The sequence below is a fragment of the Serratia sp. PL7 genome (assembly GCF_945957435.1).
Map to the genome: position 1 here is coordinate 59,865 of NZ_CAMFLB010000012.1, position 25,534 is coordinate 85,398.

Genomic DNA, 25,534 nt, shown 5'->3' on the forward strand with positions numbered 1-25,534 from the left:
TGTGGAGAGAGAACAATGAAAAAATCCGTACTGGTCGGTCTGTTTGCCTCGCTGTTGCTGTCGGTCTCCGCGCAGGCGGCGGACAAGCTGAAAATGGGCGTGGTGGTGAAGATCGGCGGCATTCCCTGGTTCAACGCCATGGAGGCCGGCATCAAAAGCGAGAGCGCCAAACGCGGCATCGACGCCTGGATGGTCGGGCCGACGGCGGCGGATCCGGCGCTGCAGGTGCGCGCCATCGAGGATCTGATCGCGCAGAAGGTGGACATTATCGGCGTGGTGCCGAACGACGCCCGGGTGCTGGAGCCGGTGCTCAAGCGCGCGCAGGAAGCGGGCATCAAGGTGATCGTGCACGAATCCCCCGGCCAGAAGTACGCCGACTGGGATTTTGAGCTGGTGGATGCCTCGCAGCACGGGGTCAACCACATGAAAGCGCTGGCCGCCTGCATGAAAGAGCAGGGCAAGTATGCGGTGTATGTCGGCAGCCTGACGGTGCCGCTGCACATCACCTGGTCGGACTCGGCCATCAACTACCAGAAGCAGCACTACCCGAACATGCAGCTGGTGGGCGACAAGTTCGGCGTGGGGGAATCGCTGGATGACAGTGTGCGCACCACCAACGATCTGATGGCCAAATATCCCGATCTGAAAGGCGTGCTGGCGTTCGGTTCGCAGGGGCCGATCGGCGCCGGGCGCGCGGTGCTCAACCGCGGCAAAAGCAACGATATCTGCGTCATTGGGCCGTTCAGCCCAGGCCAGGGCGCTTCGCTGGTCAATCGCGGCGCCATCAAGGGCGGTTATATCTGGAATCCGATGGTGGCCGGCGAAGTGTTCGTGCGCATCGCCGACATGATGCACAAAGGAGAAAAAATCACCGATGGCATGACCATCGGGGGCATGGGCAAGGTGCAGGTGGATGCGCAGCAGCACACTATTCTCGGCAACGCCACCGAAAGCCTGGATAAGCAAAACCTGCCGAAGCTGGTGAAAATGGGGCTGTAATCATGGCGATTTCCGGCAATACGGCAACGCAGGGTGCACCGCTGATCGCGTTGCAACAGCTGTCGATGACCTTCGGCGGGCAGCGAGCGCTGAACGATATCTCACTGGCGCTGATGCCGGGGGAGGTGCACTGCCTGGCCGGTACCAACGGCTGCGGCAAGAGCACGCTGATCAAGGCGATCGCCGGCGTGTATCAACCGGATGACGGCAGCCGCATTACCCTCGATGGGCAAACCTTCGGCCGGCTGTCGCCGGATCAGGCGCGCGCCTTCGGCATTCAGGTGATCTATCAGGATCTGTCGCTGTTTCCCAACCTGACGGTGGCGGAAAACATCGCCTTCGAGCACAACCTGCGCGGGCTGTTGGGGTGGCACCGGCCGGCGCGGCTGCGGCGCACCGCCGAGCGCCTGCTGCAGGAGCTGAGTTTTAATCTCGATCTCGACAAACGGGTGGCGGAGCTGCCGATTGCCCAGCGCCAGCAGGTGGCAATCTGCCGCGCGCTGGTGGCGGAAGCGCGGCTGGTGATCATGGATGAACCGACCGCCTCACTGACCCGCACCGAGGTCAATCAGCTGCTGCGAACGGTGGATTACCTGAAAGCGAAAGGCATCTGCGTGGTGTTCGTCAGCCACCGGCTGGACGAGGTGCTGGAGATCTCGGATCGCGTCACGGTGATCCGCGATGGCAACAAGATCGGCACTTGGCCGGCGGCGGAGATCACCGGCGATCGCCTGACCGAGTTGATGACCGGCTTGAAGCTGGATTATCGCCTGAAGTCACCGAGCATGAATAAGGATCGGGTGATGCTGGAGGCGGATCGTCTCAGCCGCGCCGGGCAGTATCAGGACGTGAGCTTCCGCCTGCATCAGGGCGAGGTGCTCGGGCTGTGCGGACTGCTCGGCTCCGGGCGTACCGAGCTGGCGCTGAGCCTGTTCGGCATGACCCGCCCCGACAGCGGCAAGCTTTATCTCGACAGCAAACCGGTACGCTTTCGCGGCCATGAGGACGCGATCAAGGCCGGCATCGGTTACGTCTCGGAGGATCGCCTGACGCTGGGGCTGGTGCAGCAACAGTCGGTGGCGGACAACGCGGTGCTGACCATTCTCGATAAGCTGCGCGGGCGTTTTCGCCTGATCGACGATTACCGCAAGAATCGCATCGTCGCGGAGTGGATTGCCAAACTCGGCGTGCGGGTGGCGGATCCGGATCAGGCGGTTTCGACGCTGTCCGGCGGCAATCAGCAAAAGATCGTGCTGGCCAAGTGGGTGCTGACCCAGCCGCGGATCCTGATCCTCGACTCGCCGACCGTCGGCGTCGACGTCGGTGCCAAGGCCAGCATCTACCAACTGATCCATCTGCTGGCGCAGGAAGGGATCGCCATTCTGCTGATCTCCGACGAGGTGCCCGAGGTGTATTACAACTGCGATCGGGTGCTGCACTTCAGCGGCGGCAGCGTGATCGGCGAATACCTGCCGGGGCAGGTGAGCCAGCAGCAGCTGGCGGAGGCGGTCAATGCGTAGATTCAGTCTGAAACCGCGCGGCAACGAAGGCTATCTGGCCTGGGTACTGCTGCTGACGGTCATCGTCTTTTCGCTGCTCAGCGATCGGTTTTTGACGGTGCAGAACCTGCTCGATCTTAGTGAAAGCTACGCGGTGAGCGGCATTTTCGCCCTCGGCCTGTTCGTGGTGCTGGTGACCGGCGGCATCGATATCTCCTTCGCCGCAGTCGCCTCGGTGGTGCAGTACCTGATCGCCACGCTGGCGACGCATTACGGCCTGGCCAGCCCGGCGGGCAGCATTTTGCTGGCGTTGGCGATCGGCGCCGCGCTGGGCATGGTCAACGCGCTGCTGATCTACTGCCTGCGCATCGTCTCGATCATTGTCACCATCAGCATGCAGGCGTTCTTGTTCGGCATGCTGATGTGGCTGACCAACGGCCGCAGCCTGTACGCCTTGCCGGACTGGTGGACGCTGCCGCGCAGCGTGCTGCCGTTCCAACTGGGTGAGCAGAGCTATCAGCTCGGTTTGCCGACGCTGGTGATGCTGGCGGTGGCACTGCTGACCTGGCTGCTGCTGAACAAAACGCACCTCGGGCGCCAGCTGTTTGCCGTGGGCGGTGATGCGGAATCGGCGCGGCGCATCGGCATCCGCGTCGGCCTGCTGCATCTGTTCGCCTATGGCTATCTGGGCGCGATGGCGGCGATCGGCGGCCTGGTGCAGGTGTACCGCATGGGGGAGGTGGTGCCCAACGCGCTGGTGGGCGGCGAGCTTGACGTGCTGGCGGCGGCGGTGCTGGGCGGCGCCAGCCTGAACGGCGGCAAGGGCAGCGTGGTCGGCACGCTGATGGGCGTGTTCCTGATCGGCGTGCTGAAAAACGGCCTCAACCTGATCGGCGTGTCCAGCTACTTCATGAACGTGGTGATCGGTCTGGTGATCGTCGCGGCGATCACCGTCACTCACTACAAGAAACGCAAAGAAACCGACGTCGGTTTCGCCTGAGGAGCACCTGATGGGCAACAACCTGAAATTTCGTCCAGACGGGGCCGCCGTCGGTTTGCTGGCCTTGCTGTTGGCGGTGGTGCTGGCCTTCAGCCTGCTGATGCCGGGGCGCTTCTTCAGCGGCGCCACCTTCACCAGCGTGGCCTTCCAGTTGCCGGAGCTGGGCCTGCTGACGCTGGCGATGTTCATCCCGATCCTCAGCGGCGGCCTGAACCTGTGCATTATCGCCAGCGCCAACCTGACCAGCCTGCTGATGGCCTGGCTGTTCATCAGCTATCTGCCGGCGGACGCCGGGCTGGGCTTGCAGGCGCTGTGGCTGGTGTTGGCACTGGCGGCGGCGATGCTGCTGGCCGGGCTTATCGGCGCGGCGACCGGCGCACTGGTGGCGTACGTCGGTGCACATCCGATTCTGGTGACGCTGGCCACCATGACCACGGTCAACGGTATCGGCATCTACCTGACGCGCGGCGCGGCCCTAAGCGGCATGCCGGAGATCGTGCGGTTTATCGGCGCTGAGAGCGTGCTGGGCGTGCCGGTACCGCTGTGGATCTTCCTGGTGGTCGCCGCGTTGCTGGCGCTGTTCTTGCAAAAAAACCGGCTCGGCAAATGCATCTACATGAGCGGCAGCAACATCAACGCTACCCACTTCAGCGGCGTGAATACCCATCGGGTGCTGATCGCCATTTACACCCTCTCCAGCCTGCTGTGCGTCATTGCCGGGCTGGTGATGATGGCGCGCTTCAACTCGGCGCGCATGGGCTACGGCGACTCTTACCTGCTGCTGACGGTGCTGGCGATCATTCTGGGTGGCACCGATCCATTCGGCGGTTTTGGTCGGGTCAGCGGCGTGGTATTGGCGCTGATCGTGCTGCAGGTGATCGCGACCGGTTTGAACCTGATGAACGTCAGCCCGCATTTCAGTCTGGCGATGTGGGGCGCGGTGCTGATCGCGGTGCTGGCGATGAAGTTTTTCCGGCATCGCTATCGGCAGCGGCGGGCGATGCGCCGCAGCGCGGCCCAGGCCAGAACCGCGGCGGGCCACTGATCCCTTTTCCCTTTTGCGCAGGATAACGCTAATGAAATACCAGATTTCACCTTCACTGATGTGCATGAACCTGATGGATATCCGCCAGCAATTGGCGGTGCTGAATCGCCGCGCCGATATGCTGCATATCGACATCATGGACGGGCACTACGTTAAAAACATCACGCTGTCGCCGTTCTTTATCGAACAGATCCGCCCGCACACCTCGTTGTTGCTGGATGTGCATCTGATGGTGGAGAACCCGACCGATTTCATCGACCCGATCGCCCGCGCCGGCGCGGACTTTATCTGCCCGCACGCCGAAACCATCAACCGCGACGCGTTTCGGGTGATCAATCAAATCCGCGCGCTGGGCAAAAAAGTGGGGGTGGTGCTGAACCCGGCCACGCCGGTGGAGTTTATCCGCCACTACCTTCACCTGCTGGACAAGGTCACCGTGATGACCGTCGATCCGGGCTATGCCGGGCAGCCGTTCATTCCCGAAATGCTGGAAAAGATCCGCCAGTTGCGCGATCTGAAACGCCAGCAAAATCTGCGCTATCTGATCGAGATCGACGGATCCTGCAATCAGCGGACCTACCGCGATCTGATGGGCGCCGGCGCGGAGGTGTTGATCGTCGGCAGCTCCGGGTTGTTCAACCTCGATCCGGATCTGGAGACGGCATGGGAAAAAATGCTGGATCAAATGCGGCAGGCGGCCTGAGGCGGGGGACATGATGCGGCATTTTCTTGGCGTTGACGTCGGCGGCACCAATACCCGCCTGTTGTTGATGAATGATGACGGCGAGTTCAGCGGGTACCGCAAGATAGCGACCGCCGACTGGGCGCAGCAGGCCGATCCGCTGGCGGCGTTGGGCCGCCTGATCGCCGGGCATTGCGAGGATCGTCAGGTGGCGCAGGTGATGCTGGGGCTGCCGGGGATCCTCAGTCGCGATCGCTCGCGGGTGCTGTCGCTGCCGTTTATCCCGGCGCTGGACGCCCAGCCGGTGGCGGCGCTGTTGGCCGATTTGTTGGCGTTGCCGGTGCGAATGGACAAGGACGTCAACCATCTGCTGTGGTGGGATTTGCAGCAGCTGCCGGCGCTGCCGCAGGTGGCGGTGGGGCTGTATCTGGGCACCGGCATGGGCAACAGCCTGTGGCTGAACGGCGACTTTTATCACGGGGCGCACGGCGCTGCCGGCGAGCTGGGTCACATTCCCTGGCCCGGCCATCAGGGCGAGTGCCCGTGCGGTAAACGGGGCTGCGTCGAGAGCCTGACTTCCGGCCATTGGCTGACCGGCTGGGCGCGCGCCAACGCGGCACAAACGCCGTTCGACCGGCTGTTTGAGCGCCACGGCGATCATCCGGATCTGCGGCGCTTCGTCGAACGATTGGCGCAGACCATCGCCATCGAAATGAACGTGCTCGATCCCCAGCGGCTGATCCTGGGCGGCGGCGTGATCGCCATGAGCGGTTTCCCGTTGGCGCACCTTGAGCAAGAGATCCGCCGCCATTTACGCGGGCCGCAGCCGGCGCAGGGGCTGGCGATCTCCGTCAGCCGCCTGACCGATGAAACCGGCAGCAAAGGCGCCTGCCTGGCCGCCCGGCGCCACCTCCAATTGAGCAGGGAGTACCCGCAATGAAAGGCAAAGTCTGCGTGTTCGGTTCGTTCAACCTAGATATCGTCGCCGGCATGGCGCGCTTTCCGCAGCCCGGTGAATCGCTGATCGCCCGCAACAGCATGATGGGCGCGGGCGGTAAGGGCGCCAACCAGGCCACCGCCGCGCTGCGCGCCGGGGCGCGGGTGCATTATATCGGCAAGGTGGGGCGCGACGACTTCGGCACCTTCGCCCGGCGCCACCTCGCCGCCGCCGGTTTCGATGCGGTGACGCTGTTTTCGACCGGCGATTGCCCGACCGGCAATGCGCTTATCTATGTTGCCGGCGAGGAGGCGGAGAATATGATCGCCGTCGATCCCGGCGCCAACCTGACGGTCAGCGAAGACGAGGTGCGCCAGTGCCGCCCGGCGATCGCCGCGGCGGATATTCTGTTGACCCAGTTGGAGAACAACCTGCCGGCGATTGAGCAGGTGATCGCCATCGCCCGCGAAGCGCAAACGTTCATCATACTCAACCCGGCGCCGTTTCAGCCGGTGCCGGACAGCCTGTTGGCGCAGGTCGATCTGCTGACGCCCAACGCCACCGAGTGCACGTTGCTGACCGGCGTGCCGGTGCGCGATGTGGCTTCGGCGCGCCAGGCGGCGCAGGTGTTGCACGCTAAGGGCATTCGTTTGCTGATCGTGACGTTGGGCACGCAGGGGGCGTTGTTCTCGGACGGGGAAAACAGCGAGCTGATCCCGGCGTTTCCGGCGCAGCCGAAAGACACCACCGGCGCGGGCGATGCGTTTAACGGCGCCCTGGCGGCGCAGCTGGCAAATCAGGTGCCGTTAGCCGATGCGGTGCGCTTTGCCGCCGCCTACGCATCGGTCTGCGTGGAACGGGCCGGGGCGGCGGGATCGATGCCGAGCTATGAGGAGGCGTTGGAACGCCAGCAGGCGTTCGCTTGACGAAGACGGGCTGCGGCCAAGAAGCGGCAGCCCGGTCCCTTACTTCAACCAGCCTTTGCGCTGCGCATCCCGCAGGTGTTGCTCCATATGGTGCCACAGCTCGGGGTGTACGTCGGCGATCGATGCATTGCGCGCCAGCACCTGCTCCAGGCTGATGCCGTTTTCCACCCAGCTCTGGCCTTCATTGTGCAGGTTCATCAGCATCGGCATGGTGCGATCCAGCAGCAGAGCGAAGCGTGCATCGGCGCTTTCGCCATCTTCATACTCCTGCCATAAAGCGGTGAAATACTCGCGCTGAGCCTCCGGCAACATGCCGAACAGACGACGTGCCGCCGCCACTTCCTGATCGTGGATCGCTGCGCGGGCCGCCAGATCGTAGACCAGCACGTCGCCGGCGTCGATTTCTACGATGTCATGCAGCAGCGCCATCTGGATCACGCGCTGAATGTCTACGTCATCACCGGCGTAGGGCGCCAGGCTCATGGCGGCGATGGCGAAGTGCCAACTGTGTTCGGCGGAGTTTTCCTGGCGCTGGGTGCCCAGCACTTTGGTGCGGCGTTGAACACCTTTCAACTTATCGATTTCCATCAGGAATTGGATGACTTGGGTCATTGAGCCGAAATCTAACGCGGGTACAGCGGATGACATGGTGTAAACCTCAAGGTGGGTGGGTTGAAGCCTGACGATTGTAGACCACCGGGCGGGGGATTTCGATGGTTACACGCGTTCACATTTTTATTTTAGCGTACACGTGTACACTGGAATTATTCTCAGTTAAGCTGCTTTGCGTTAATTTCGAACAAAGCAGGGCATTTTGAGGGGTTGCGCGTTATGGGGAAAACGGACGTAGTGAAAGCCGGGAGCAATAAGATTGTCGCCGCGGCTTATCCGTGGGCGGAAGAGATCGCCAACAGCATCAGCCATGGCATCGGGCTGGTGTTCGGCATCGTCGGCCTGGTGTTGCTGTTGGTGCAGGCGGTGAATACCGGTGCCGATGCGACGGCCATCACCAGTTACAGCCTGTACGGCGGCAGCATGATCCTGCTGTTTCTCGCTTCCACGCTGTACCATGCGATCCCGCATCAGAAGGCCAAGCATTGGCTGAAAAAATTTGACCACTGCGCCATTTATCTCCTGATTGCCGGGACTTACACCCCGTTTTTACTCGTGGGGCTGGATTCGCCGTTGGCGAAGGGCCTGATGGCGGTAATCTGGGGGTTGGCGCTGCTCGGCGTGCTGTTCAAACTGGCCTTCGCCCACCGTTTTGAAGCCCTGTCGCTGGTGACCTACCTGACGATGGGCTGGCTGTCGCTGATTGTGATTTATCAGCTGGTTACGCGGCTGGAGGCCGGCGGCGTCACGCTGCTGGCGATAGGCGGGGTGGTCTATACCCTGGGCGTGATTTTCTACGCTTCCAAGCGCATTCGCTTTGGCCACGCCATCTGGCACGCCTTCGTGCTCGGCGGCAGCGCCTGCCATTTCATGGCGATCTACCTGTACGTCTAAGCGTTGCCGCTACGTCTGAATGCGTATTGCACTGGCGCCTCTTTTGTTTTAAAAAAGAGGCGCTTGCTTCTTTCGGGTATCCAGCAAGCCCGTTCCTTCATTTCTGAGCCCGCATACTGTTTCTCTAACCTCTGTTCAGGACTCATCACGATGATCGTTCGCTTATCCAAAGCGCTGCTGGTCTGCGCTATCGCTTTGTTCGCTTCGCTGGTGGCCTTCGGCAATATCACCGATTACGGCTCCAACTTCGCCTTCGTGCGCCACGTCTTTATGATGGACACCCTTTTCCCCGACGCCACCATCGGCTACCGCTCGATACAGACACCGTGGCTGCATCACGCCGGCTATATTTTCATCATTGCACTGGAGAGCCTGACCGCGCTGCTGTGCTGGATCGGCGGCCTGCGTCTGTTGGGCGGCCTGAAACTGCCCGCTAACGCTTTCAACGGCCGAAAAAAGCTGGCGGTAGTGGGGCTGACGCTGGGCTTCCTCACCTGGCAGGTCGGCTTTATGTCGATTGGGGGCGAGTGGTTCGGCATGTGGATGTCGCAGCAATGGAACGGCGTGCCGGATGCGTTTCGCTTCTTCGTCACCATCATTCTGGTGCTGATTTATCTGGTGCAGCGCGACGGGGAATTGGACGAGTAATGAAGATGGCCGCAGGCAGGGCGCCTGCGGCCGACGGATTATTTCTCTTCGGCCAGCGAGTAGGGCAACGGTTTGATCGCCAGTTGGCTGGCGGCATCGTCGCGCACCCGCAGCTGGCTGTCGGCATCCAAATCGTTGTTCATCACCACCTGTACCCACAGCGTGCCGTCGGCCAGTTGGCTCGACGCCAATACGGTGCCGGTGCGGCGCCAGTTTTCACCCAGTTGGAGCTCCAGATCTTCCGCCGCCTGCGGGGCGCGGGCCGCTTTACCTTCCAGCCAGTAGAGCGCCCGCTTGTTGGCACCGCGGAATTTGGCGCGCGCCACCATCTCCTGACCGGTATAGCAGCCCTTGCTGAAGCTGATGCCTTCCAGCGCCTGCAGGTTGGTAGCCTGCGGGATCAGCTGTGCGCTGTTGGCAGCGTCGATAACCGGATAACCGGCTTCGATCTCCAGCGCCAGCCATTGGCTGCTGTCATTCAGCTCTGCCTGGTCATGCAGCTTGCCGATCAGCTGTTCGGCCACGGCGGGGCGGGTCACCAGCAGAAAACGTTCCGCCGGCGTAGCGAAGTGCAGAATCGTGGTCTCGCCGTCCTGCACCACCGGGTGCTCGGCGTCCGGCAACGTGGCGAACAGGCCCGTCAGCGCGGCGCGCGCCTGGAAACCGGCGACGCCCAGCAACACCGCGTCATTATCGGCGGCGATAGTGACTTTGGAGAACACCGCGTATTTTTTGATTTCAGCCAGCTGGCTGTCCAGCACGCTGCGGCGTTCCAGATAGGCGAAGCCTTCGCCACGGTGGAACAGACGCAGGTTGCTCCACATTTTGCCCTTGGCGTCACAGTGGGCGCACAGCACGTGCTGATCGGCCGCCAGCGCGTCGATGTCCGCCGTCACCTGGCCCTGAAGATATTTCACTGTGTCCGGCCCGTTCAACGTCACCAGCGCCCAATCTTCCAGCGAGATCAGCGTCAGGGGGAGATGGGTGGAAGCGGAGGGCTGACGGGGTGGGAATGGAATGTTATGCGCCATAGTAAGTTCCTGCTCAACGTTTAGCTTACCTGAAGGGTATTGAACCCATGGTAAAAGAGGCGGCGGGCTTTGCAAACTGTTATTCGCGCCGTGGGACCGGGGGGCGCTTTTTTTGGCATTTTGCGCTTTATTACGTTTTCCGCAGCAAAGCGCCTTCCCGGCGTGTATGTCAAATTGTTACTCTATAGGCTTGCGGCCAGGGCACCCTTGCAGACAGATCCCCGGCTGATGGAATTATATTGCGACGGCGTTGCCATACAGTGTGTCATTTGAACCCTGCGCTGGCGCTGCCGCGCTGAAAAGAGGTGAGTCATAACAACATGGATATTAACAACAAAGCACGTATTCACTGGGCTTGCCGTCGTGGCATGCGCGAGCTGGACATCTCCATCATGCCGTTCTTCGAATACGAATACGACAGCCTGAATGACGCGGACAAGGCGCTGTTTATCCGCCTGCTGGAGTGTGACGATCCCGATCTGTTCAACTGGCTGATGAATCATGGCGCGCCGCAGGACGGCGAGCTGCAGAGAATGGTGACCCTGATCCAAACGCGAAATAAAGACCGTGGCCCAGTGGCGATGTGATATCCGCATTTCCTGGCGCACCCAGCTTTTTTCCCTGTTGACTCATGGCGTTCTGATCTTGCTGATCCTGATTTCGCCCTGGCCGGAAGGTTATGGCCCGCTTTGGCTGGTGCTGCTGACGCTGGTGGTGTTTCAGTGCATTCGTAGCCAGAAGCGCATCGCCGCAGTGCAGGGCGAGCTGCGGCTGCTGGCGGACCGGCGTTTCAGCTGGCACGGCCGAGAATGGCGGCTGGCGAAAAAGCCCTGGATGCCGGGCTACGGCCTGCTGCTGACGCTGCAGCCGATGGAAGGCAAAAAGCGCCGCCGGCTGTGGCTGGCTTCCGACTGCATGAGCAAAGAGGAGTGGCGCCACCTGCGGCAGCTGTTGCTGTATCCGCCGGCGGGTAACGGCGAGGAACCCTGATGAAACCCGTGCTCTGGTTGGTGGAGGATGAACCCAGCATTGCCGATACGCTGGTTTACACGCTGGAGAGCGAAGGCTTCGAAGTACGCTGGTTCGAACGTGCGGAACCGGCGTTGCAGGCGTTGGCGCAAGGCGCGCCCGCGCTTGCTATCCTCGATGTCGGTTTGCCGGATATCAACGGTTTTGAATTGTGTCGCCGCCTGCTGGCTCAGGCGGCTGACCTGCCGATTCTGTTTCTTACCGCCCGCAGTGATGAAGTGGATCGCCTGATCGGGCTGGAGATCGGCGCCGACGACTATGTCGCCAAGCCGTTCTCCCCTCGCGAGGTCAGCGCCCGGGTGCGCACCATTTTGCGCCGCCTGCATAAGCAGCAGCGCCTGCAACAGAGCGCGCGCTACCATTTCGGCGCTTTCACGCTCGACGAAGACGCGGCCACCATCTCCTACCATCAGCGGCCGCTGCCGCTGACCCGTTACGAATACCTGCTGCTGAAGACGCTGTTGTTGGCGCCTGGACGGGTGTTCTCGCGGCAGCAACTGATGGAAAGCGTTTGGGCGCAAGCGGAAGAAAGCCTGGATCGCACCGTCGATACCCACATCAAGACGCTGCGCGCCAAGCTGCGTGCGGTTGAGCCCGGTGAGCCGCCCATCCACACCCACCGCGGATTGGGCTACAGCGTGAGCCGCCAGCCATGAAAATTGGCCTGCGCCTGCTGCTGGGATATTTTCTGATCGTGGCGGTGGCCGGGTACTTCGTGCTGAGCATTTTCGTCCAGGAAGTGAAGCCCGGCGTGCGGCGCGCTACCGAAGGCACGCTGGTGGACACCGCCAACCTGTTGGCGCAAATCGCCCGTCAGGACATGCAGCGCGGCGATGCGGCGCATGGCCAACTGGCGCAGGCGTTCACGCAGCTGAACCAGCGGCCGATCGGCGCCAATATCTCCGGCATCCGCAAGGATCGCAGTGAATACCACGTCTATCTTACCGATGCCCAGGGCCGGGTCATTTTCGATTCTGCCGGCCGCGCGCAGGGGCAAGACTACTCGCGCTGGAATGACGTTTATCGGACGCTGCGCGGCCAGTACGGCGCCCGCAGCACCCGTAGCGATCCAGAAGATGAAAACAGTTCGGTGATGTATGTGGCCGCGCCGGTGATAGAACAAGGGCGTATTATCGGCGTGCTCACCGTGGGCAAACCCAACAGCACCATGGCGCCGGTGATCAAACGCAGCGAACGGCGCATTCTATGGGCCGGCGCGTTGCTGCTGGGGATTGCGTTGCTGATCGGCGCGGTATTCGTCTGGTGGATCAACCGTTCGATAGGCCGGCTGGTGCGTTATGCCGACGGGGTGGCGCAAGGGGAAAGCGCGCCGCTGCCCAAAGTGGGCGGGCGGGAATTGACGCAGCTGGCGCAGGCGTTGGAGAGCATGCGACTGAAGCTGGAAGGTAAAGCTTATATCGAACAGTATGCACATACCCTGACGCATGAGCTGAAAAGCCCACTGGCGGCGATCAGGGGCGCGGCGGAGCTGTTGCAGGAGCTGCCACCGCCGGATACCGCCCGGCGTTTTCTCACCAACATCGAGCAGCAAAGCGCACGCATCCAGCAGCTGGTGGACAAACTGCTGGTGCAGGCGCGGCTGGAGAGCCGGCCAGACATGGAGACCGCGCCCATCGCGATCGCGGCGCTGGTCAGCCAGACGATGGCGGGCAAAGAGGCGCAGGCGATGCAGCGCGGCGTCAGATTGCAACTGGAGGCGTTGGCGGAGGTGACGCTGAACGGCGATGCGTTGCTGATCAGCCAGGCGTTGACCAACCTGCTGGACAACGCGATCGACTTTACCCCGTCGGGCGGGTGCGTCAGCGTGCGAGGCGAACGGCGGGAACAGCATTACTGCATCAGCGTCTGTGACGACGGCAGCGGCATTCCTGACTACGCCCTCGATAAAGTGTTCGAACGTTTTTATTCGCTGCCGCGCGCCGAACGGCCGAAAAGCAGCGGGCTGGGCCTGAACTTCGTGCAGGAAGTCGCCCGTCTGCATCATGGCGGCATTCACCTGCGCAACCGCCGGCCGCACGGGGTGGAAGCGACTTTCATGTTATCGCTGTGACTTCACCTTCCCTTCACATAACCACATTCTGATTTCACCTGCGGGTTTTATCGTGGCCTTATTACCTACGAGGAGCGAGCATGATGAAATCGGTACTTTTCTGGAGAATAACCACGCTGCTGGGATTGATGGTGGTGATGTTGATCCCCATCGCCCAGCTGATGAGCGTGATCGACGAACGCAGCGGCTATCGGCAAAGCGTGGTCGGGCAGGTGAGCGAAAGCACCAGCGGGGCGCAGCGCGTGCTCGGTCCGTTGATTGTCATTCCCTATGTCGAACGCGAAGAGAAGAAAGACGAGAAAGGACAAACGGTAGTGCAGCGGGTGCAGCATTACCGCTATTTGCTGCCGGAGTCGCTTCAGGTACAGGGCGCGCCGAATGTGGAGGTGCGCAAGTTGGGCATTTATCAGACGCAGGTTTACCAGGGGCCGCTGAACTTCAAGGTGCGTTTCGGCCAGCCGGAGCTGACGGATTTGCAACGCGCCAACGTGACCGTCGGCCAGCCGTTCCTGCTGGTGGCGCTGAGCGACTCTCGCGGCATCAAGCGCATTTCCCCGCTGGCAATGCCGCAGCCGGTGGCGTTTGAACCGGGCACCGGCGTGGGCTCGTTGCGCCAGGGGATCCACGCACCGCTGACGTTGACGGCGCTGCAACAAAAAGAGGGGCTGAACGCTGACTTTACCCTGACGTTGGCGGGCACCAGTAGCCTGTCGCTGGTGCCGCTGGGGCGCAGCAGCGAGCTGCAGCTGCAAAGCAACTGGCCGCACCCGAATTTCCTCGGCAACTTCCTGCCGGACGAACGCAAGGTGACGGAGCAAGGGTTTAGCGCTCGCTGGCGCAGCACCTGGTTCGCCAACAACATCAACAGTGCGTTCCATTACGACGATGGCATTATCGACGAGGACAAGCTGCCGGCCTTCAGCGCCAGCTTGGTCGAACCGGTCGATCACTACCAGCTGACCGAGCGCGCGGTCAAATACGCGCTGCTGTTTATCGGGCTGACGTTTATGGCGTTTTTCCTGTTCGAAACCCTGACCGGGCTGCGGGTGCACCCGATTCAGTACCTGCTGGTCGGTGCGGCGCTGGTGTTGTTCTACCTGATTCTGCTGGCCTTCTCCGAACACCTGGGATTCGCTCCCGCTTACCTGGCGGCCAGCATCGCCTGCAGCGGACTGATAGGCTTCTATCTGAGCGCCGTACTGCGCGGCAAGCTGCGCGGTGCGCTGTTCGCCGCGAGCCTATTGTTGTTGTACGGCGTGCTCTATTTGCTGTTGCAGTCGGAGGACAATGCGTTGGTGCTGGGGGCCGGGCTGCTGTTCGCCATTCTGGCGGGCATTATGCTGTTGACGCGCAAACTGGACTGGTATCAGGTGGCCGATCCGGCGCGTTTGACCAAGGAAACGCCGGCCGGGGAAGACGAGCCACGCTTCCGGCTGTGGAAATAAGCGAGGGGAATCGGGCGCGCTCAGCGCCCGATAGCGGCTACAGCAGCGGCTCCATCTCCAGCAGGATCTGTTCGCACCATTGCTGCAGGCGCTCTTCGCTCAGATCGTATTGGTTGACCTCATCGAGCGCCAGGCCGACGAAGTGTTTGCCGTCGGCGCTCAGCGGTTTGGGGCTGGTGAACTCGAAGCCCTCAGTTGGCCAGAAGCCGATGAACTGCACGCCCAGCGGCGCGATGTGATCGTGCAACATGCCCAGCGCGTCAAGGAACCACTCACCGTAACCGAGCTGATCGCCCATGCCGTACATGGCGACGATCTTGCCTTTCAGATCCAGCTCTGGCAACTGCGGCCAGATCGCTTCCCAGTCTTCCTGCAGTTCGCCGAAATCCCAGGTCGGGATGCCGAGGATCAGAATGGAATAGTCCTCCATCAGCTTGGGCGAGACGTCTTTCAGGTTGTGCAGGTCGACCAGGTCTTCACCCAGAATCTCACGGATTTTTTCTGCCGCCATCTCGGTGTAGCAGGTGCTGGAGCCGTAAAACAGACCAATCTTCATGTGTAAACCGTTACGTTGCTGTTTAGAGAATTGCAGCGAGTATACCTGATTTGCGTCGGCTTAAGGCATAATGGCGCGGGTGGAAATGCAACAAAGAGAGGACCGCGTGCAACAGCAAGACAATGCGCTGATTGAACAATTCCTGGATGCGCTGTGGCTTGAGCGCAATCTGGCGGAAAATACGCTGGCCTCCTACCGGCTGGATTTGCAGGCCCTGGGCGCCTGGCTTGGCCAGCAAAATACCACCTTGCTGCAGGCGCAGGCGTTGGATTTGCAGGCGTTTCTCGCCGAGCGGGTGGACGGCGGCTACAAGGCCACCAGCTCCGCGCGTTTGTTGAGCGCCATGAGGCGCCTGTTTCAATATCTGTACCGCGAGAAGCTGCGCGCCGACGATCCCACCGCGCAACTGGCGTCTCCCAAGTTGCCGCAGCGTTTGCCGAAGGATCTGAGCGAGGCGCAGGTCGATGCGCTGTTGCAGGCGCCCTGCGTCGATCAACCGCTGGAGCTGCGCGACAAGGCGATGCTCGAAGTGTTGTACGCCACCGGGCTGCGGGTTTCCGAGCTGGTGGGGTTGAGCATCAGCGACGTCAGCCTGCGCCAGGGCGTGGTGCGGGTGATCGGCAAGGGCAACAAGGAGCGGCTGGTGCCGCTGGGCGAAGAGGCGGTCTACTGGATCGAAAATTACCTGGAGCACGGCCGCCCATGGCTGGTCAATGGCCAGACGCTGGATGTGCTGTTCCCCAGCACCCGCTGCCAGCAAATGACCCGACAGACGTTCTGGCATCGCATCAAACACTATGCCATCCTTGCGGGCATCGACAGCGAGCGTCTGTCGCCGCACGTGTTGCGGCACGCGTTCGCCACCCATTTGCTGAACCATGGGGCCGATCTCCGTGTCGTACAGATGTTGTTAGGGCACAGCGATCTCTCGACCACGCAAATTTATACACATGTAGCGACCGAACGACTGAAACAGCTACATCAACAGCATCACCCGCGCGCCTGAGCGGCGGGTTCGAAAGGATTGGAACAATGAAAAAAGGTTTAATGCTGCTCTCTCTGCTGGTGGCTTCGGTGGCCGGCGCCGCCCATGCCGATGACGCGGCGATCAAAAAAGCGCTCGCCAGCCTGGGTATCCAGCAGGCGGACGTGCAGCCTTCACCGGTCAACGGCCTGAAAACCGTGCTGACCGACAGCGGCGTGCTATACGCCTCCGAAGACGGCAAGCACATCCTGCAGGGCCCGCTGTTTGACGTCAGCGGCAAAGAGCCGGTCAACGTGACCAACCAACTGCTGGGCACCAAGATGGACGCGCTGAAAGATCAGATGATCGTTTACAAAGCGCCGAAAGAGAAACACGTGATCACCGTGTTCACCGATATCACCTGCGGTTACTGCCACAAACTGCATCAGCAGATGAAAGAGTACAACGATCTGGGCATTACCGTGCGTTACCTGGCATTCCCGCGCCAGGGGTTGGCTTCCCAGGCTGAAAAAGACATGCAGTCGATCTGGTGCACCGCCGACAAGGCCAAGGCGTTCGACGCCGCCATGAAGGGCGATGCCGTTTCTCCGGCGACCTGCAAAACCGACATCAGCAAGCATTACGAGCTGGGCGTGCAGTTCGGCATTCAGGGCACGCCGGCCATCATCCTGGAAAACGGCATGATGATCCCGGGCTATCAGGGGCCGAAAGAGATGGCCGCCATGCTGGATGCGCACCAGGCCGCCACCAAAGCCGGTGGTTAATCGCCGGTGAGTATCAAAACGCAACTACGCCGCCGCCCGGCGGCGGACGACACGCATCTGCCCGCCAGTTTGCCGCCGCTGCTGCGTCGGCTTTACGCCCTGCGCGGCGTGCAGGCTGAGCAAGAGCTGGAACGCGGCGTCAAGGGCATGCTGCCCTGGCAACAGCTGGACGGCATCGACGACGCCGTCGGCCTGCTGCAACAGGCGCTGGCCGACGGCCGCCGCATCATGGTGGTGGGCGATTTCGACGCCGACGGCGCCACCAGCACCGCGCTGACGGTGCTGGCGCTGCGCAGCATGGGCGGCGCAGCCGTCGATTATCTGGTGCCTAACCGTTTCGAAGACGGTTATGGCCTGAGCCCCGAAGTGGTGGAGCAGGCGGCGGCGCGCGGCGCAGAACTCATTGTCACCGTCGATAACGGCATCTCCTCCCACGCCGGCGTCGACGTGGCGCACGCCAAGGGTATGCAGGTGCTAGTGACCGATCATCACCTGCCGGGCGAGACCCTGCCGGCGGCCGAAGCGATCGTTAACCCCAACCTGCGCGGCTGCGCCTTCCCGTCCAAATCGCTGGCGGGGGTTGGTGTCGCGTTCTACCTGATGCTGGCGCTGCGCGCCCGCCTGCGGGACAGCGGCTGGTTCGAGCAGCGCGCGCTGGCGATGCCCAATCTGGCGGAGCTGCTGGACCTGGTGGCGCTCGGCACCGTGGCCGACGTGGTGCCGCTGGATGCCAACAACCGTATTCTGGTGTATCAGGGGTTAAACCGCATCCGCGCCGGCAAATGCCGACCGGGCATCCGCGCGCTGCTTGAAGTGGCTAATCGCGATGCCCGCCAACTGGCGGCCAACGATCTCGGTTTCGCTCTCGGTCCGCGCCTCAATGCCGCCGGCCGGCTGGACGACATGTCTATCGGCGTGGCGCTGCTGCTGAGCGACGACATTGCGCAGGCGCGTATGCTGGCCAACGATCTCGATGCGCTGAACCAGACGCGACGCGAGATAGAGCAAGGCATGCAGGTGGAAGCCCTGCAGCTGTGCGATCAGCTGGAGCGCACCAGCACCGAGCTGCCTTACGGGCTGGCGATGTATCACCCGGAATGGCACCAGGGCGTGGTGGGCATCCTCGCTTCGCGCATCAAAGAGCGTTTCCACCGCCCGGTGATCGCGTTCGCACCGGCGGGCGACGGCATACTGAAAGGCTCCGGCCGTTCGGTGCCCGGCCTGCACATGCGCGATGCGCTGGAGCGGCTGGATATGCTGAACCCCGGGCTGATGATGAAGTTCGGCGGCCACGCGATGGCGGCCGGATTGTCGCTGGAAGAGGCCAAATTCGACGAGTTCCGCCAGCGTTTCGGCGAGTTGGTGGGTGAATGGCTCGATCCGGCGATGTTGGAAGGGGTGATCTGGTCCGACGGCGAACTGGCGATGCAGGAGCTGTCGCTGACAACGGCGGAGCTGCTGCGCGAGGGCGGCCCGTGGGGCCAGGCGTTCCCGGAACCGACCTTCGACGGCAAGTTCCGCATCCTGCAGCAGCGGCTGGTGGGCGAGAAACACCTGAAGCTGATGGTGGAGCCGCTCGGCGGCGGCCCGTTGCTCGACGGCATCGCGTTCAACGTGGACACCACGCTGTGGCCTGACAGCAGCGTGCGCGAGGTGGAACTGGCCTACAAGCTCGACGTCAACGAGTTTCGCGGCAACCGCAACGTGCAGCTGCTGATCCAGCATCTTTGGCCGCGCTGAGGCGAAATTGACGTTCGTGCATCGGTAAGTGACTGGTGCACGAACGCTCATCAGTTTCGTGGTGAGATGATCAGGCTAGCGACCCCTTTCTGTTCGATAATTTCCAGCATTCTGAGCGCGGCTCCCTGGGGTTTTACCGCGTTACGTTCCCATTTTTGTACGCTGGTGGTCGACATGTTGACCACGGCCGCTAAATCGGCCTGGCTCAGGCCGAGCCGTCTGCGCAGCATTTTGATGCGTGCGCCGTCCATTTGATCATGCTGCTCACGCTGGGCATGTTGTTCCTGCGCCTGTACTCGTGTGGCGATGTTGCGTACGGTATCGTCTGACACCGCACCGATCTCATTAAAACGCTGTGCCATTTTTTGCAGTCTGAGCAGGCGATTATCAGTCATCGCATTTCACCTCTCGCAAGTAGCCGCTATCGATGGCTCGTTTGATAATTTCCGGCGGCATGGCAAGAAAATCTCTGGCGAGCTCGCGATAGGTTGCCAATTCATCATCGTTGATTTCTTTTGCACCGTTCTGTTTTACGGTGTTTTTCAGCCATCCATCAATAAAATACTGATGACGACCGCGTTTAAACGCCACGATGGATCGAGCACCACCCCGTTTACCCCGATTGAGCGAAATACGTTTCTTCTAGACGCCGCCGCCCAGATCGCCGTCATGGTTACCGTGTGCGAGTTCGTGAGCCGCGGTGCAAATCTTTTGATCGACGATGCGATTTTTCTTCATAAATTTGTCGAAATCATCCGTGACGAAAATGTCCATTTTGGCACCGCCTGTCCCTGTGAGTCATCATAGCGACTATAGTCTCAATGACCACATTGCTCAATACTTGAACAGCTTAGCGGCGTGAGGGGCACCGGTAATAAAACGCTGGTGAAATTCCTGCTCTTCCTGCCACCCGCTTTGTCGCCCGATCGCCACAAAAACTGACCAACTCGCTATAAACTGCCGCCCGGATCCGTTAGAATTAGCGGTTCCAATGGCATTCCGCCATCGACGACATCAACGTAAAAGAACGAAACCATGTTTGAAATTAATCCGGTAAAAAACCGAATTCAGGACCTGTCCGAGCGGACTGCGGTTCTTAGGGGGTATCTTTGACTATGATGCCAAGAAGGAACGCCTAGAAGAAGTCAACGCCGAGCTGGAGCAGCCGGACGTTTGGAACGAGCCGGAGCGCGCACAGGCGCTCGGCAAAGAGCGCGCCGCGCTGGAAGCCATCGTTGAAACCATCGATCAGCTGGAGCAGGGCGGCGAAGACGTCGGCGGGCTGCTGGAACTGGCGGTGGAAGCCGACGACGAAGAAACCTTCAACGAAGCGGTCGCCGAGCTGGATCAACTGATGAGCAAGCTGGATCAGTTGGAATTCCGCCGCATGTTCTCCGGCGAATACGACAGCGCCGACTGCTACCTGGATATCCAGGCCGGCTCCGGCGGCACCGAAGCGCAAGACTGGGCCAGCATGCTGCTGCGCATGTACCTGCGCTGGGCCGAAGCCAAGGGCTTCAAGACCGAAGTGATCGAAGAATCCGACGGCGACGTCGCGGGCCTGAAATCGGCCACCATCAAGATCATCGGCGACTACGCGTTCGGCTGGTTGCGCACTGAAACCGGCGTGCATCGCCTGGTGCGCAAGAGCCCGTTCGATTCCGGCGGCCGTCGCCACACCTCGTTCAGCTCGGTGTTCATCTACCCGGAAGTGGACGACGATATCGATATCGAAATCAACCCGGCGGATCTGCGTATCGACGTGTACCGCGCCTCCGGTGCGGGCGGTCAGCACGTCAACAAAACCGAATCCGCCGTACGTATTACTCACCTGCCAACCAACATCGTGGTGCAGTGCCAGAACGATCGTTCTCAGCATAAGAACAAGGATCAAGCGTTTAAACAGCTGCGAGCCAAGCTGTACGAGTTTGAGATGCAAAAGAAAAATGCTGATAAGCAGACGATGGAAGACAACAAGTCCGACATCGGCTGGGGCAGCCAAATCCGTTCTTACGTGCTGGATGACTCCCGCATCAAGGATTTGCGCACCAACGTCGAAACGCGTAACACGCAGGCCGTACTGGATGGCGACCTGGATAAATTCATTGAGGCAAGTTTGAAAGCCGGGTTATGAGGAATAGAAATGTCTGAACAACAAGCACAGGGCGCCGATCAGGCGCTGGATCTCAATAACGAACTGCAGTCCCGCCGCGAGAAACTGGCCGGCCTGCGTGAGAACGGCATTGCGTTCCCGAACGACTTCCGTCGCGATTCCACCTCCGACAAACTGCACGCTGCGTACGGCGATAAAGACAACGAAGAGCTGGAAGCGCTGGGCGTAGAAGTGACCGTCGCCGGCCGTATGATGACCCGCCGCATTATGGGTAAGGCATCCTTCGTTACGCTGCAGGACGTGGGCGGCCGCATTCAGCTGTACGTCGCGCGCGACGATCTGGCTGAAGGCGTGTACAACGAGCAGTTCAAGAAGTGGGACCTGGGCGATATCCTCGGCGCGCGCGGCAAGCTGTTCAAAACCAAGACCGGCGAACTGTCGATCCACTGCACCGAGCTGCGTCTGCTGACCAAAGCGCTGCGCCCGCTGCCGGACAAATTCCATGGCCTGGCAGATCAGGAAACCCGTTACCGCCAGCGTTACCTGGATCTGATCGCCAACGAAGAATCGCGCAACACCTTCAAAGTGCGTTCGCAGGTGATGTCGGCTATCCGTAACTTCATGGTGGAACGCGGCTTCATGGAAGTCGAAACCCCGATGATGCAGGTGATCCCGGGCGGCGCGTCCGCGCGTCCGTTCATCACGCACCACAATGCGCTGGATATCGACATGTACCTGCGCATCGCGCCGGAATTGTATCTGAAGCGCCTGGTGGTCGGTGGCTTCGAACGCGTGTTCGAAATCAACCGCAACTTCCGTAACGAAGGCGTTTCTCCGCGTCACAACCCAGAGTTCACCATGATGGAACTCTACATGGCTTACGCAGATTACAAAGACCTGATCGAGCTGACCGAGACCCTGTTCCGCACCCTGACCGAGAAAGTGCTGGGCACCTCTCAGGTGCAGTACGGCGACGAAGTGTTCGACTTCGGCAAGCCGTTCGAGAAGCTGACCATGACCGAGGCGATCAAGAAATACCGTCCGGAAACCGATCTGGCTGACCTGGCCGACATGGGTAAAGCGGTGGCCATCGCCGAATCCATCGGCATCAAGGTTGAGAAGAGCTGGGGCCTGGGCCGCGTCGTGACCGAGATCTTCGAAGAAGTGGCGGAAAGCCATCTGATTCAGCCAACCTTCATCACCGAGTACCCGGCTGAAGTGTCGCCGTTGGCGCGCCGTAACGACGTGAACCCGGAAATCACCGACCGCTTCGAGTTCTTCATCGGCGGCCGTGAAATCGGCAACGGTTTCTCCGAGCTGAACGACGCCGAAGACCAGGCACAGCGTTTCGCCGATCAGGTGAACGCCAAAGACGCCGGCGACGACGAAGCGATGTTCTACGACGAAGACTACGTCACCGCGCTGGAGCACGGCCTGCCGCCGACCGCCGGTCTGGGCATCGGTATCGACCGTATGGTGATGCTGTTCACCAACAGCCACACCATCCGCGACGTGATTCTGTTCCCGGCGATGCGCCCGCAGAAATAATCGCGTTTAGCGTGAAACAACCGGTGCGGGCAACTGCGCCGGTTTTTTTTCGTCTACGGGACTTAACCGCTTAAAACATCGACAGTTACGCGCCATCTCCGCTTGCCCGCCGCCGATAACCGGTTATAATGCCTGTCGCACACCGATGCGGGTGTAGTTCAATGGTAGAACGGCAGCTTCCCAAGCTGCATACGAGGGTTCGATTCCCTTCACCCGCTCCAAAACCTCCGTAAACATCACCCCATTGAGCTATAACCGTTTTCAGAAAAGCTGATTCTCAACGATTGCATCACCGTTTGGTGTGGGTTGACGTGTGAGACGAGCAAGCCGCTGGCCTGGCATCTTACCGCGATAACACAACGCGCCATCCAGTCCTGATGCGGGTGTGAGCCACCGTTGCTGCCCACACCGCGCCATTGCCGCTTAGCTCCATTTCTGTTTAGCCCCGGAGGGCAGGCGGTTATCCGTTTCTTCGCAGGAGCGATCGCATTCTTTCGGCAGCAGGAAGGTGATACTTCCCGCCAGCAGCAGCGATGCCGCCAGCGCGCAAACCGCGACGTTCTGTCCGTACACATAAATCATGACGCCTACCAGATAGGGGCCGCAGAACCCACCGAGGTTGCCCAGCCCGTTGATCACCCCGCGTGCGCTGCCCGCCACTTCTGCCGTCGCAATGCGTCCGGGAATTGACCAGAAGGGGCTGGTCGCCGCTTTAAGGAAGAAGCCGCACACCACCAACGCGATATAGGCGGCCACCACGTGCTCATGCAGGATCACCGAGGCTATCAGCGCCGCCGCAAAACAGTACAGGGAGATCCTGACCCACAAACGGCGTTTACCGCTGCGATCGCTGAACATCGAAATCACATAAATCCCCGCCAGAGTGGCAACAAACGGCAGGATCGCCAATACACCAACATTGGCCATGCTGCCACCGGTCAGGTTTTTCAAGATGGTGGGCAGCCACAACGTATATCCATAGTCTCCGGTCTGGTAAAAGAAATTCAGCACGACCAGGCGCATTAATCCCTTGTTGCGAAACACCGCTTTTAACGGTGCTTTTGCCGCCGGCACCATCCCTTCTCGCGCTTTGCGCTCCCGGGCCAGCTCGGTTAATAAATAGTCGCGCTCCTTCGCCGGCAGCCAACGCGCCTCTTCCGGGCGGTCACTGATCACCAGCCACCAAATGGCCAGCACCACGACCGACAACAAGCCTTCGATAATGAACAGCCAGCGCCAGTCGAGAGTGGCAATAATCGCGCCGGAAACTGGGGCGGTCAGCATCCCCCCTAGTGGGGCAAACATCATGACAAAGGCATTGGCCCGGCCCAGTTCTTTTTCCGGGAACCAATTGCTGACCATGGTCAGCACGACGGGCAACATTCCTCCTTCGGAGATCCCGAGAATAAAACGCAGCACGAGCAGCTGATACTGATGGGTGACAAAGCCGGTGGCGATAGAGACAATCGCCCAGGCCACGAGCGACCAGGCGATAAAACGTTTCCCGCTACCGTAAACCGCAAGTCGTCCGCCAGGGATTTGCAGAAATAAATAACCAATAAAAAATATCCCACTGGCCACGCCAGCCATTTGGCTGGTAATACCTAAATCCTGTTCCATGCCGCCCGGCAGAGCAAAGCTGATATTTACGCGATCCATAAATGAAATAATGCAGGTGACAAGGATCGGCGCGATAACCCGCAGCCAGCGAGTTCCTGGTATTTTATCGGTCATAGTAATGCCTCGATGATATCCGCCACGATAAGCGGATATTTTGTTAGGCTGAATAAAAATGATGGTGCGCCATTCAGGCGATCATTTTTATTGAATTAAGCCAGGAATATCCTGATGGGAAAAATAACCTGCGAGATTATCCAAAACGGATTGGCTCATTCCCTGGCGGGTTTCTACGGTAGCGCTGGCCACGTGGGGCTGAAGCAAAACATTCTCGAGCGCAAAAAACGCTGTCGGGACATGGGGCTCGTTTTCAAACACATCCAGAGCGGCCCCGGCGATAACATGATTTTGTAACGCCTTTATCAGCGCCGCCTCATCGACCAGGCTGCCGCGGGCGATATTGATAAGCCAGGCACGATCGGGCATGGCGTTAAATACGCTGGCATCAATAATCCCGCGGTTTTCCGCACTGCCAGATGCCGCGATCACCAGGAAATCACTCTGCGCTGCGAGCGTGTGCAGATCGGCGCACCACGGGTAATCCAGGTCGTCTTTGCGCCGGCGGTCAGTATACAGGATGGTCATATCGAAGCCTTTCGCCCGGCGGGCGATGGCTTGGCCAATATTCCCCATGCCAAAAATACCGATGCGCTTACCGCTCACTTTGGTCGCCAGCGGTGGCGGCGTCGTTTCCCAGCGGCCTTCGCGTACAAAACGGTCTCCTTGGCAGAGGCGGCGGCTGGCGGACAGCAAGAGCCCCATCGCCAGATCGGCCACATCATCGGTCAGCACGCCGGCGGTGATCCCGACGCTGATATGGCGTTCCCGGGTGTAGTTGAGGTCGATAGCGTCGGTTCCCACGCCAAAAACAGTAATCATGCCCGCCTGCGGCAGCTGCTCCAGCGTCTCCCGGGTTACCCCCACGTCGCCACGGGTGACCACCGCCTGAACGTCTGCGCCATGGCGAGCCAGGAAGGCTGGAATATCTGATTGTTCATAGAGACGGAATACCCGGTAACTGGCGTCCAACGCGGCCTGTAAAGCATCCATCACCGGCGCGATAAGTAAAATGGTAGGTTGAGTGTCAGTGTGCATCGTTGCGATCCTGTCTGAAAACAATAGGGGATATCCTGTATCAGACGTTTTTTTACCGCTTATTATTGCGATCTACATCACGCCAAAGAGTGTTAAAAAAGCATGTTACTGCTGGCGTGATCTCGTGTGCAATTTCGTGGCTTCTGTCGATTATTATCGGGGGCGATAGCCCGTTATGCCCGTAGGCGGAGAGTGTGAAATCGGTCGATTCTGGTGAAAAGGGTGAATAGCCAGTGAT

General features: G+C 60.4%; 25 protein-coding genes, 1 tRNA gene and 1 pseudogene. 20 read left to right on the forward strand and 7 right to left on the reverse strand.

Annotated features, from left to right (window positions below):
* Positions 1–15: 15 nt before the first annotated feature.
* The 7 genes from N6G83_RS33595 to rbsK are packed head-to-tail and all read left to right on the forward strand — an operon-like array spanning position 16 to position 7,088.
* Entirely contained in the window at positions 16–999 is a 984-nt protein-coding gene (locus N6G83_RS33595; RefSeq protein ID WP_260516148.1) for a substrate-binding domain-containing protein, read from the forward strand.
* A 2-nt stretch (positions 1,000–1,001) separates the two neighbouring features.
* A complete protein-coding gene (locus N6G83_RS33600) occupies positions 1,002–2,519 on the forward strand; it encodes a sugar ABC transporter ATP-binding protein (protein ID WP_043142616.1) in 1,518 nt (505 codons plus the stop codon).
* A complete protein-coding gene (locus N6G83_RS33605) occupies positions 2,512–3,498 on the forward strand; it encodes an ABC transporter permease (RefSeq protein WP_049208215.1) in 987 nt (328 codons plus the stop codon). The genes N6G83_RS33600 and N6G83_RS33605 overlap by 8 nt, the downstream gene beginning before the upstream one ends.
* Positions 3,499–3,508: 10 nt before the next feature.
* Positions 3,509–4,543: an ABC transporter permease gene (locus N6G83_RS33610; RefSeq protein ID WP_260516149.1), complete on the forward strand. Its 1,035-nt coding sequence runs from the start codon at positions 3,509–3,511 to the stop codon at positions 4,541–4,543.
* 31 nt (positions 4,544–4,574) lie between these two features.
* A complete protein-coding gene (gene alsE, locus N6G83_RS33615; protein ID WP_033639463.1) occupies positions 4,575–5,246 on the forward strand; it encodes a D-allulose 6-phosphate 3-epimerase in 672 nt (223 codons plus the stop codon).
* Between the two features lie 10 nt (positions 5,247–5,256).
* Positions 5,257–6,165, forward strand: a complete 909-nt coding sequence (gene alsK, locus N6G83_RS33620; RefSeq protein ID WP_025304129.1) for an allose kinase — start codon at positions 5,257–5,259, stop codon at positions 6,163–6,165.
* On the forward strand, positions 6,162–7,088 hold the full coding sequence (gene rbsK / locus N6G83_RS33625) for a ribokinase (protein ID WP_025304128.1): 927 nt from the start codon (positions 6,162–6,164) through the stop codon (positions 7,086–7,088). The genes alsK and rbsK overlap by 4 nt, the downstream gene beginning before the upstream one ends.
* A 39-nt stretch (positions 7,089–7,127) precedes the next feature.
* Here rbsK and N6G83_RS33630 read toward each other — a convergent pair whose 3' ends face one another.
* Positions 7,128–7,736 (reverse strand): HD domain-containing protein, encoded by a 609-nt coding sequence (locus N6G83_RS33630; protein ID WP_025304127.1) that lies wholly within the window; start codon positions 7,734–7,736, stop codon positions 7,128–7,130.
* Between the two features lie 183 nt (positions 7,737–7,919).
* On the opposite strand from N6G83_RS33630, the gene trhA reads away from it, so the two are divergent.
* The gene (trhA, locus tag N6G83_RS33635; RefSeq protein WP_033639467.1) at positions 7,920–8,594 is read left to right on the forward strand and encodes a PAQR family membrane homeostasis protein TrhA; all 675 of its coding nucleotides are present in this window, start codon (positions 7,920–7,922) and stop codon (positions 8,592–8,594) included.
* Positions 8,595–8,744: 150 nt separating this feature from the next.
* Positions 8,745–9,242 carry a DUF2165 family protein gene (locus tag N6G83_RS33640; protein ID WP_197825318.1) on the forward strand — a complete coding sequence of 166 codons (498 nt, stop codon included), beginning with the start codon at positions 8,745–8,747 and terminating at the stop codon, positions 9,240–9,242.
* A gap of 38 nt (positions 9,243–9,280) precedes the next feature.
* Here the strand turns inward: N6G83_RS33640 and ygfZ are convergent, their stop codons facing one another.
* The gene (ygfZ, locus tag N6G83_RS33645; protein WP_049208207.1) at positions 9,281–10,273 is read right to left on the reverse strand and encodes a tRNA-modifying protein YgfZ; all 993 of its coding nucleotides are present in this window, start codon (positions 10,271–10,273) and stop codon (positions 9,281–9,283) included.
* A gap of 320 nt (positions 10,274–10,593) precedes the next feature.
* On the opposite strand from ygfZ, the gene sdhE reads away from it, so the two are divergent.
* The 5 genes from sdhE (at position 10,594) to creD (ending at position 14,818) form a co-directional block, all read left to right on the forward strand.
* Entirely contained in the window at positions 10,594–10,860 is a 267-nt protein-coding gene (sdhE, locus tag N6G83_RS33650) for an FAD assembly factor SdhE (RefSeq protein ID WP_004931679.1), read from the forward strand.
* Positions 10,841–11,263 carry a protein YgfX gene (locus tag N6G83_RS33655; RefSeq protein WP_025304123.1) on the forward strand — a complete coding sequence of 141 codons (423 nt, stop codon included), beginning with the start codon at positions 10,841–10,843 and terminating at the stop codon, positions 11,261–11,263. Before sdhE ends, N6G83_RS33655 begins: the two co-directional genes overlap by 20 nt.
* Positions 11,263–11,958, forward strand: a complete 696-nt coding sequence (gene creB / locus N6G83_RS33660) for a two-component system response regulator CreB (protein WP_025304122.1) — start codon at positions 11,263–11,265, stop codon at positions 11,956–11,958. Before N6G83_RS33655 ends, creB begins: the two co-directional genes overlap by 1 nt.
* A complete protein-coding gene (gene creC / locus N6G83_RS33665; protein WP_043142606.1) occupies positions 11,955–13,373 on the forward strand; it encodes a two-component system sensor histidine kinase CreC in 1,419 nt (472 codons plus the stop codon). The genes creB and creC overlap by 4 nt, the downstream gene beginning before the upstream one ends.
* An 80-nt stretch (positions 13,374–13,453) precedes the next feature.
* The gene (gene creD / locus N6G83_RS33670; RefSeq protein ID WP_260516150.1) at positions 13,454–14,818 is read left to right on the forward strand and encodes a cell envelope integrity protein CreD; all 1,365 of its coding nucleotides are present in this window, start codon (positions 13,454–13,456) and stop codon (positions 14,816–14,818) included.
* Between the two features lie 37 nt (positions 14,819–14,855).
* Here creD and fldB read toward each other — a convergent pair whose 3' ends face one another.
* The gene (gene fldB, locus N6G83_RS33675) at positions 14,856–15,374 is read right to left on the reverse strand and encodes a flavodoxin FldB (RefSeq protein ID WP_025304119.1); all 519 of its coding nucleotides are present in this window, start codon (positions 15,372–15,374) and stop codon (positions 14,856–14,858) included.
* Positions 15,375–15,459: 85 nt separating this feature from the next.
* On the opposite strand from fldB, the gene xerD reads away from it, so the two are divergent.
* Genes xerD through recJ form a run of 3 tightly spaced genes read left to right on the forward strand, consistent with a single transcriptional unit; the run spans position 15,460 to position 18,863 of the window.
* Positions 15,460–16,380, forward strand: a complete 921-nt coding sequence (gene xerD, locus N6G83_RS33680; protein ID WP_154747450.1) for a site-specific tyrosine recombinase XerD — start codon at positions 15,460–15,462, stop codon at positions 16,378–16,380.
* Between the two features lie 26 nt (positions 16,381–16,406).
* Complete coding sequence (gene dsbC, locus N6G83_RS33685) at positions 16,407–17,123, forward strand: bifunctional protein-disulfide isomerase/oxidoreductase DsbC (RefSeq protein WP_025304118.1); 717 nt, start codon at positions 16,407–16,409, stop codon at positions 17,121–17,123.
* Positions 17,124–17,129: 6 nt separating this feature from the next.
* The gene (gene recJ / locus N6G83_RS33690; RefSeq protein ID WP_016929971.1) at positions 17,130–18,863 is read left to right on the forward strand and encodes a single-stranded-DNA-specific exonuclease RecJ; all 1,734 of its coding nucleotides are present in this window, start codon (positions 17,130–17,132) and stop codon (positions 18,861–18,863) included.
* A 50-nt stretch (positions 18,864–18,913) separates the two neighbouring features.
* Here recJ and N6G83_RS33695 read toward each other — a convergent pair whose 3' ends face one another.
* Both N6G83_RS33695 and N6G83_RS33700 read right to left on the reverse strand, forming a co-directional pair.
* Positions 18,914–19,258, reverse strand: a complete 345-nt coding sequence (locus N6G83_RS33695) for a helix-turn-helix domain-containing protein (protein ID WP_025304117.1) — start codon at positions 19,256–19,258, stop codon at positions 18,914–18,916.
* Positions 19,251–19,637: pseudogene (locus tag N6G83_RS33700) on the reverse strand (type II toxin-antitoxin system RelE/ParE family toxin). The gene N6G83_RS33695 and the pseudogene N6G83_RS33700 overlap by 8 nt, the downstream one beginning before the upstream one ends.
* A gap of 261 nt (positions 19,638–19,898) precedes the next feature.
* On the opposite strand from N6G83_RS33700, the gene prfB reads away from it, so the two are divergent.
* The 3 genes from prfB to N6G83_RS33715 all read left to right on the forward strand — a co-directional run bounded on the left by prfB (position 19,899) and on the right by N6G83_RS33715 (position 22,745).
* A protein-coding gene (prfB, locus tag N6G83_RS33705; RefSeq protein WP_096242572.1) for a peptide chain release factor 2 occupies positions 19,899–20,997 on the forward strand; the annotation gives its coding sequence in 2 pieces (ribosomal slippage) (positions 19,899–19,973 and positions 19,975–20,997; 1,098 coding nt in all).
* A gap of 9 nt (positions 20,998–21,006) precedes the next feature.
* The gene (gene lysS / locus N6G83_RS33710; protein ID WP_043142592.1) at positions 21,007–22,524 is read left to right on the forward strand and encodes a lysine--tRNA ligase; all 1,518 of its coding nucleotides are present in this window, start codon (positions 21,007–21,009) and stop codon (positions 22,522–22,524) included.
* A 147-nt stretch (positions 22,525–22,671) separates the two neighbouring features.
* Positions 22,672–22,745 (forward strand) — tRNA-Gly (locus N6G83_RS33715).
* A gap of 202 nt (positions 22,746–22,947) precedes the next feature.
* Here the strand turns inward: N6G83_RS33715 and N6G83_RS33720 are convergent.
* Together N6G83_RS33720 and N6G83_RS33725 are read right to left on the reverse strand one after the other, a co-directional pair.
* Complete coding sequence (locus N6G83_RS33720; RefSeq protein WP_060448423.1) at positions 22,948–24,258, reverse strand: MFS transporter; 1,311 nt, start codon at positions 24,256–24,258, stop codon at positions 22,948–22,950.
* 87 nt (positions 24,259–24,345) lie between these two features.
* Positions 24,346–25,296, reverse strand: a complete 951-nt coding sequence (locus N6G83_RS33725; RefSeq protein ID WP_142591591.1) for a 2-hydroxyacid dehydrogenase — start codon at positions 25,294–25,296, stop codon at positions 24,346–24,348.
* Positions 25,297–25,534 lie beyond the last annotated feature (238 nt).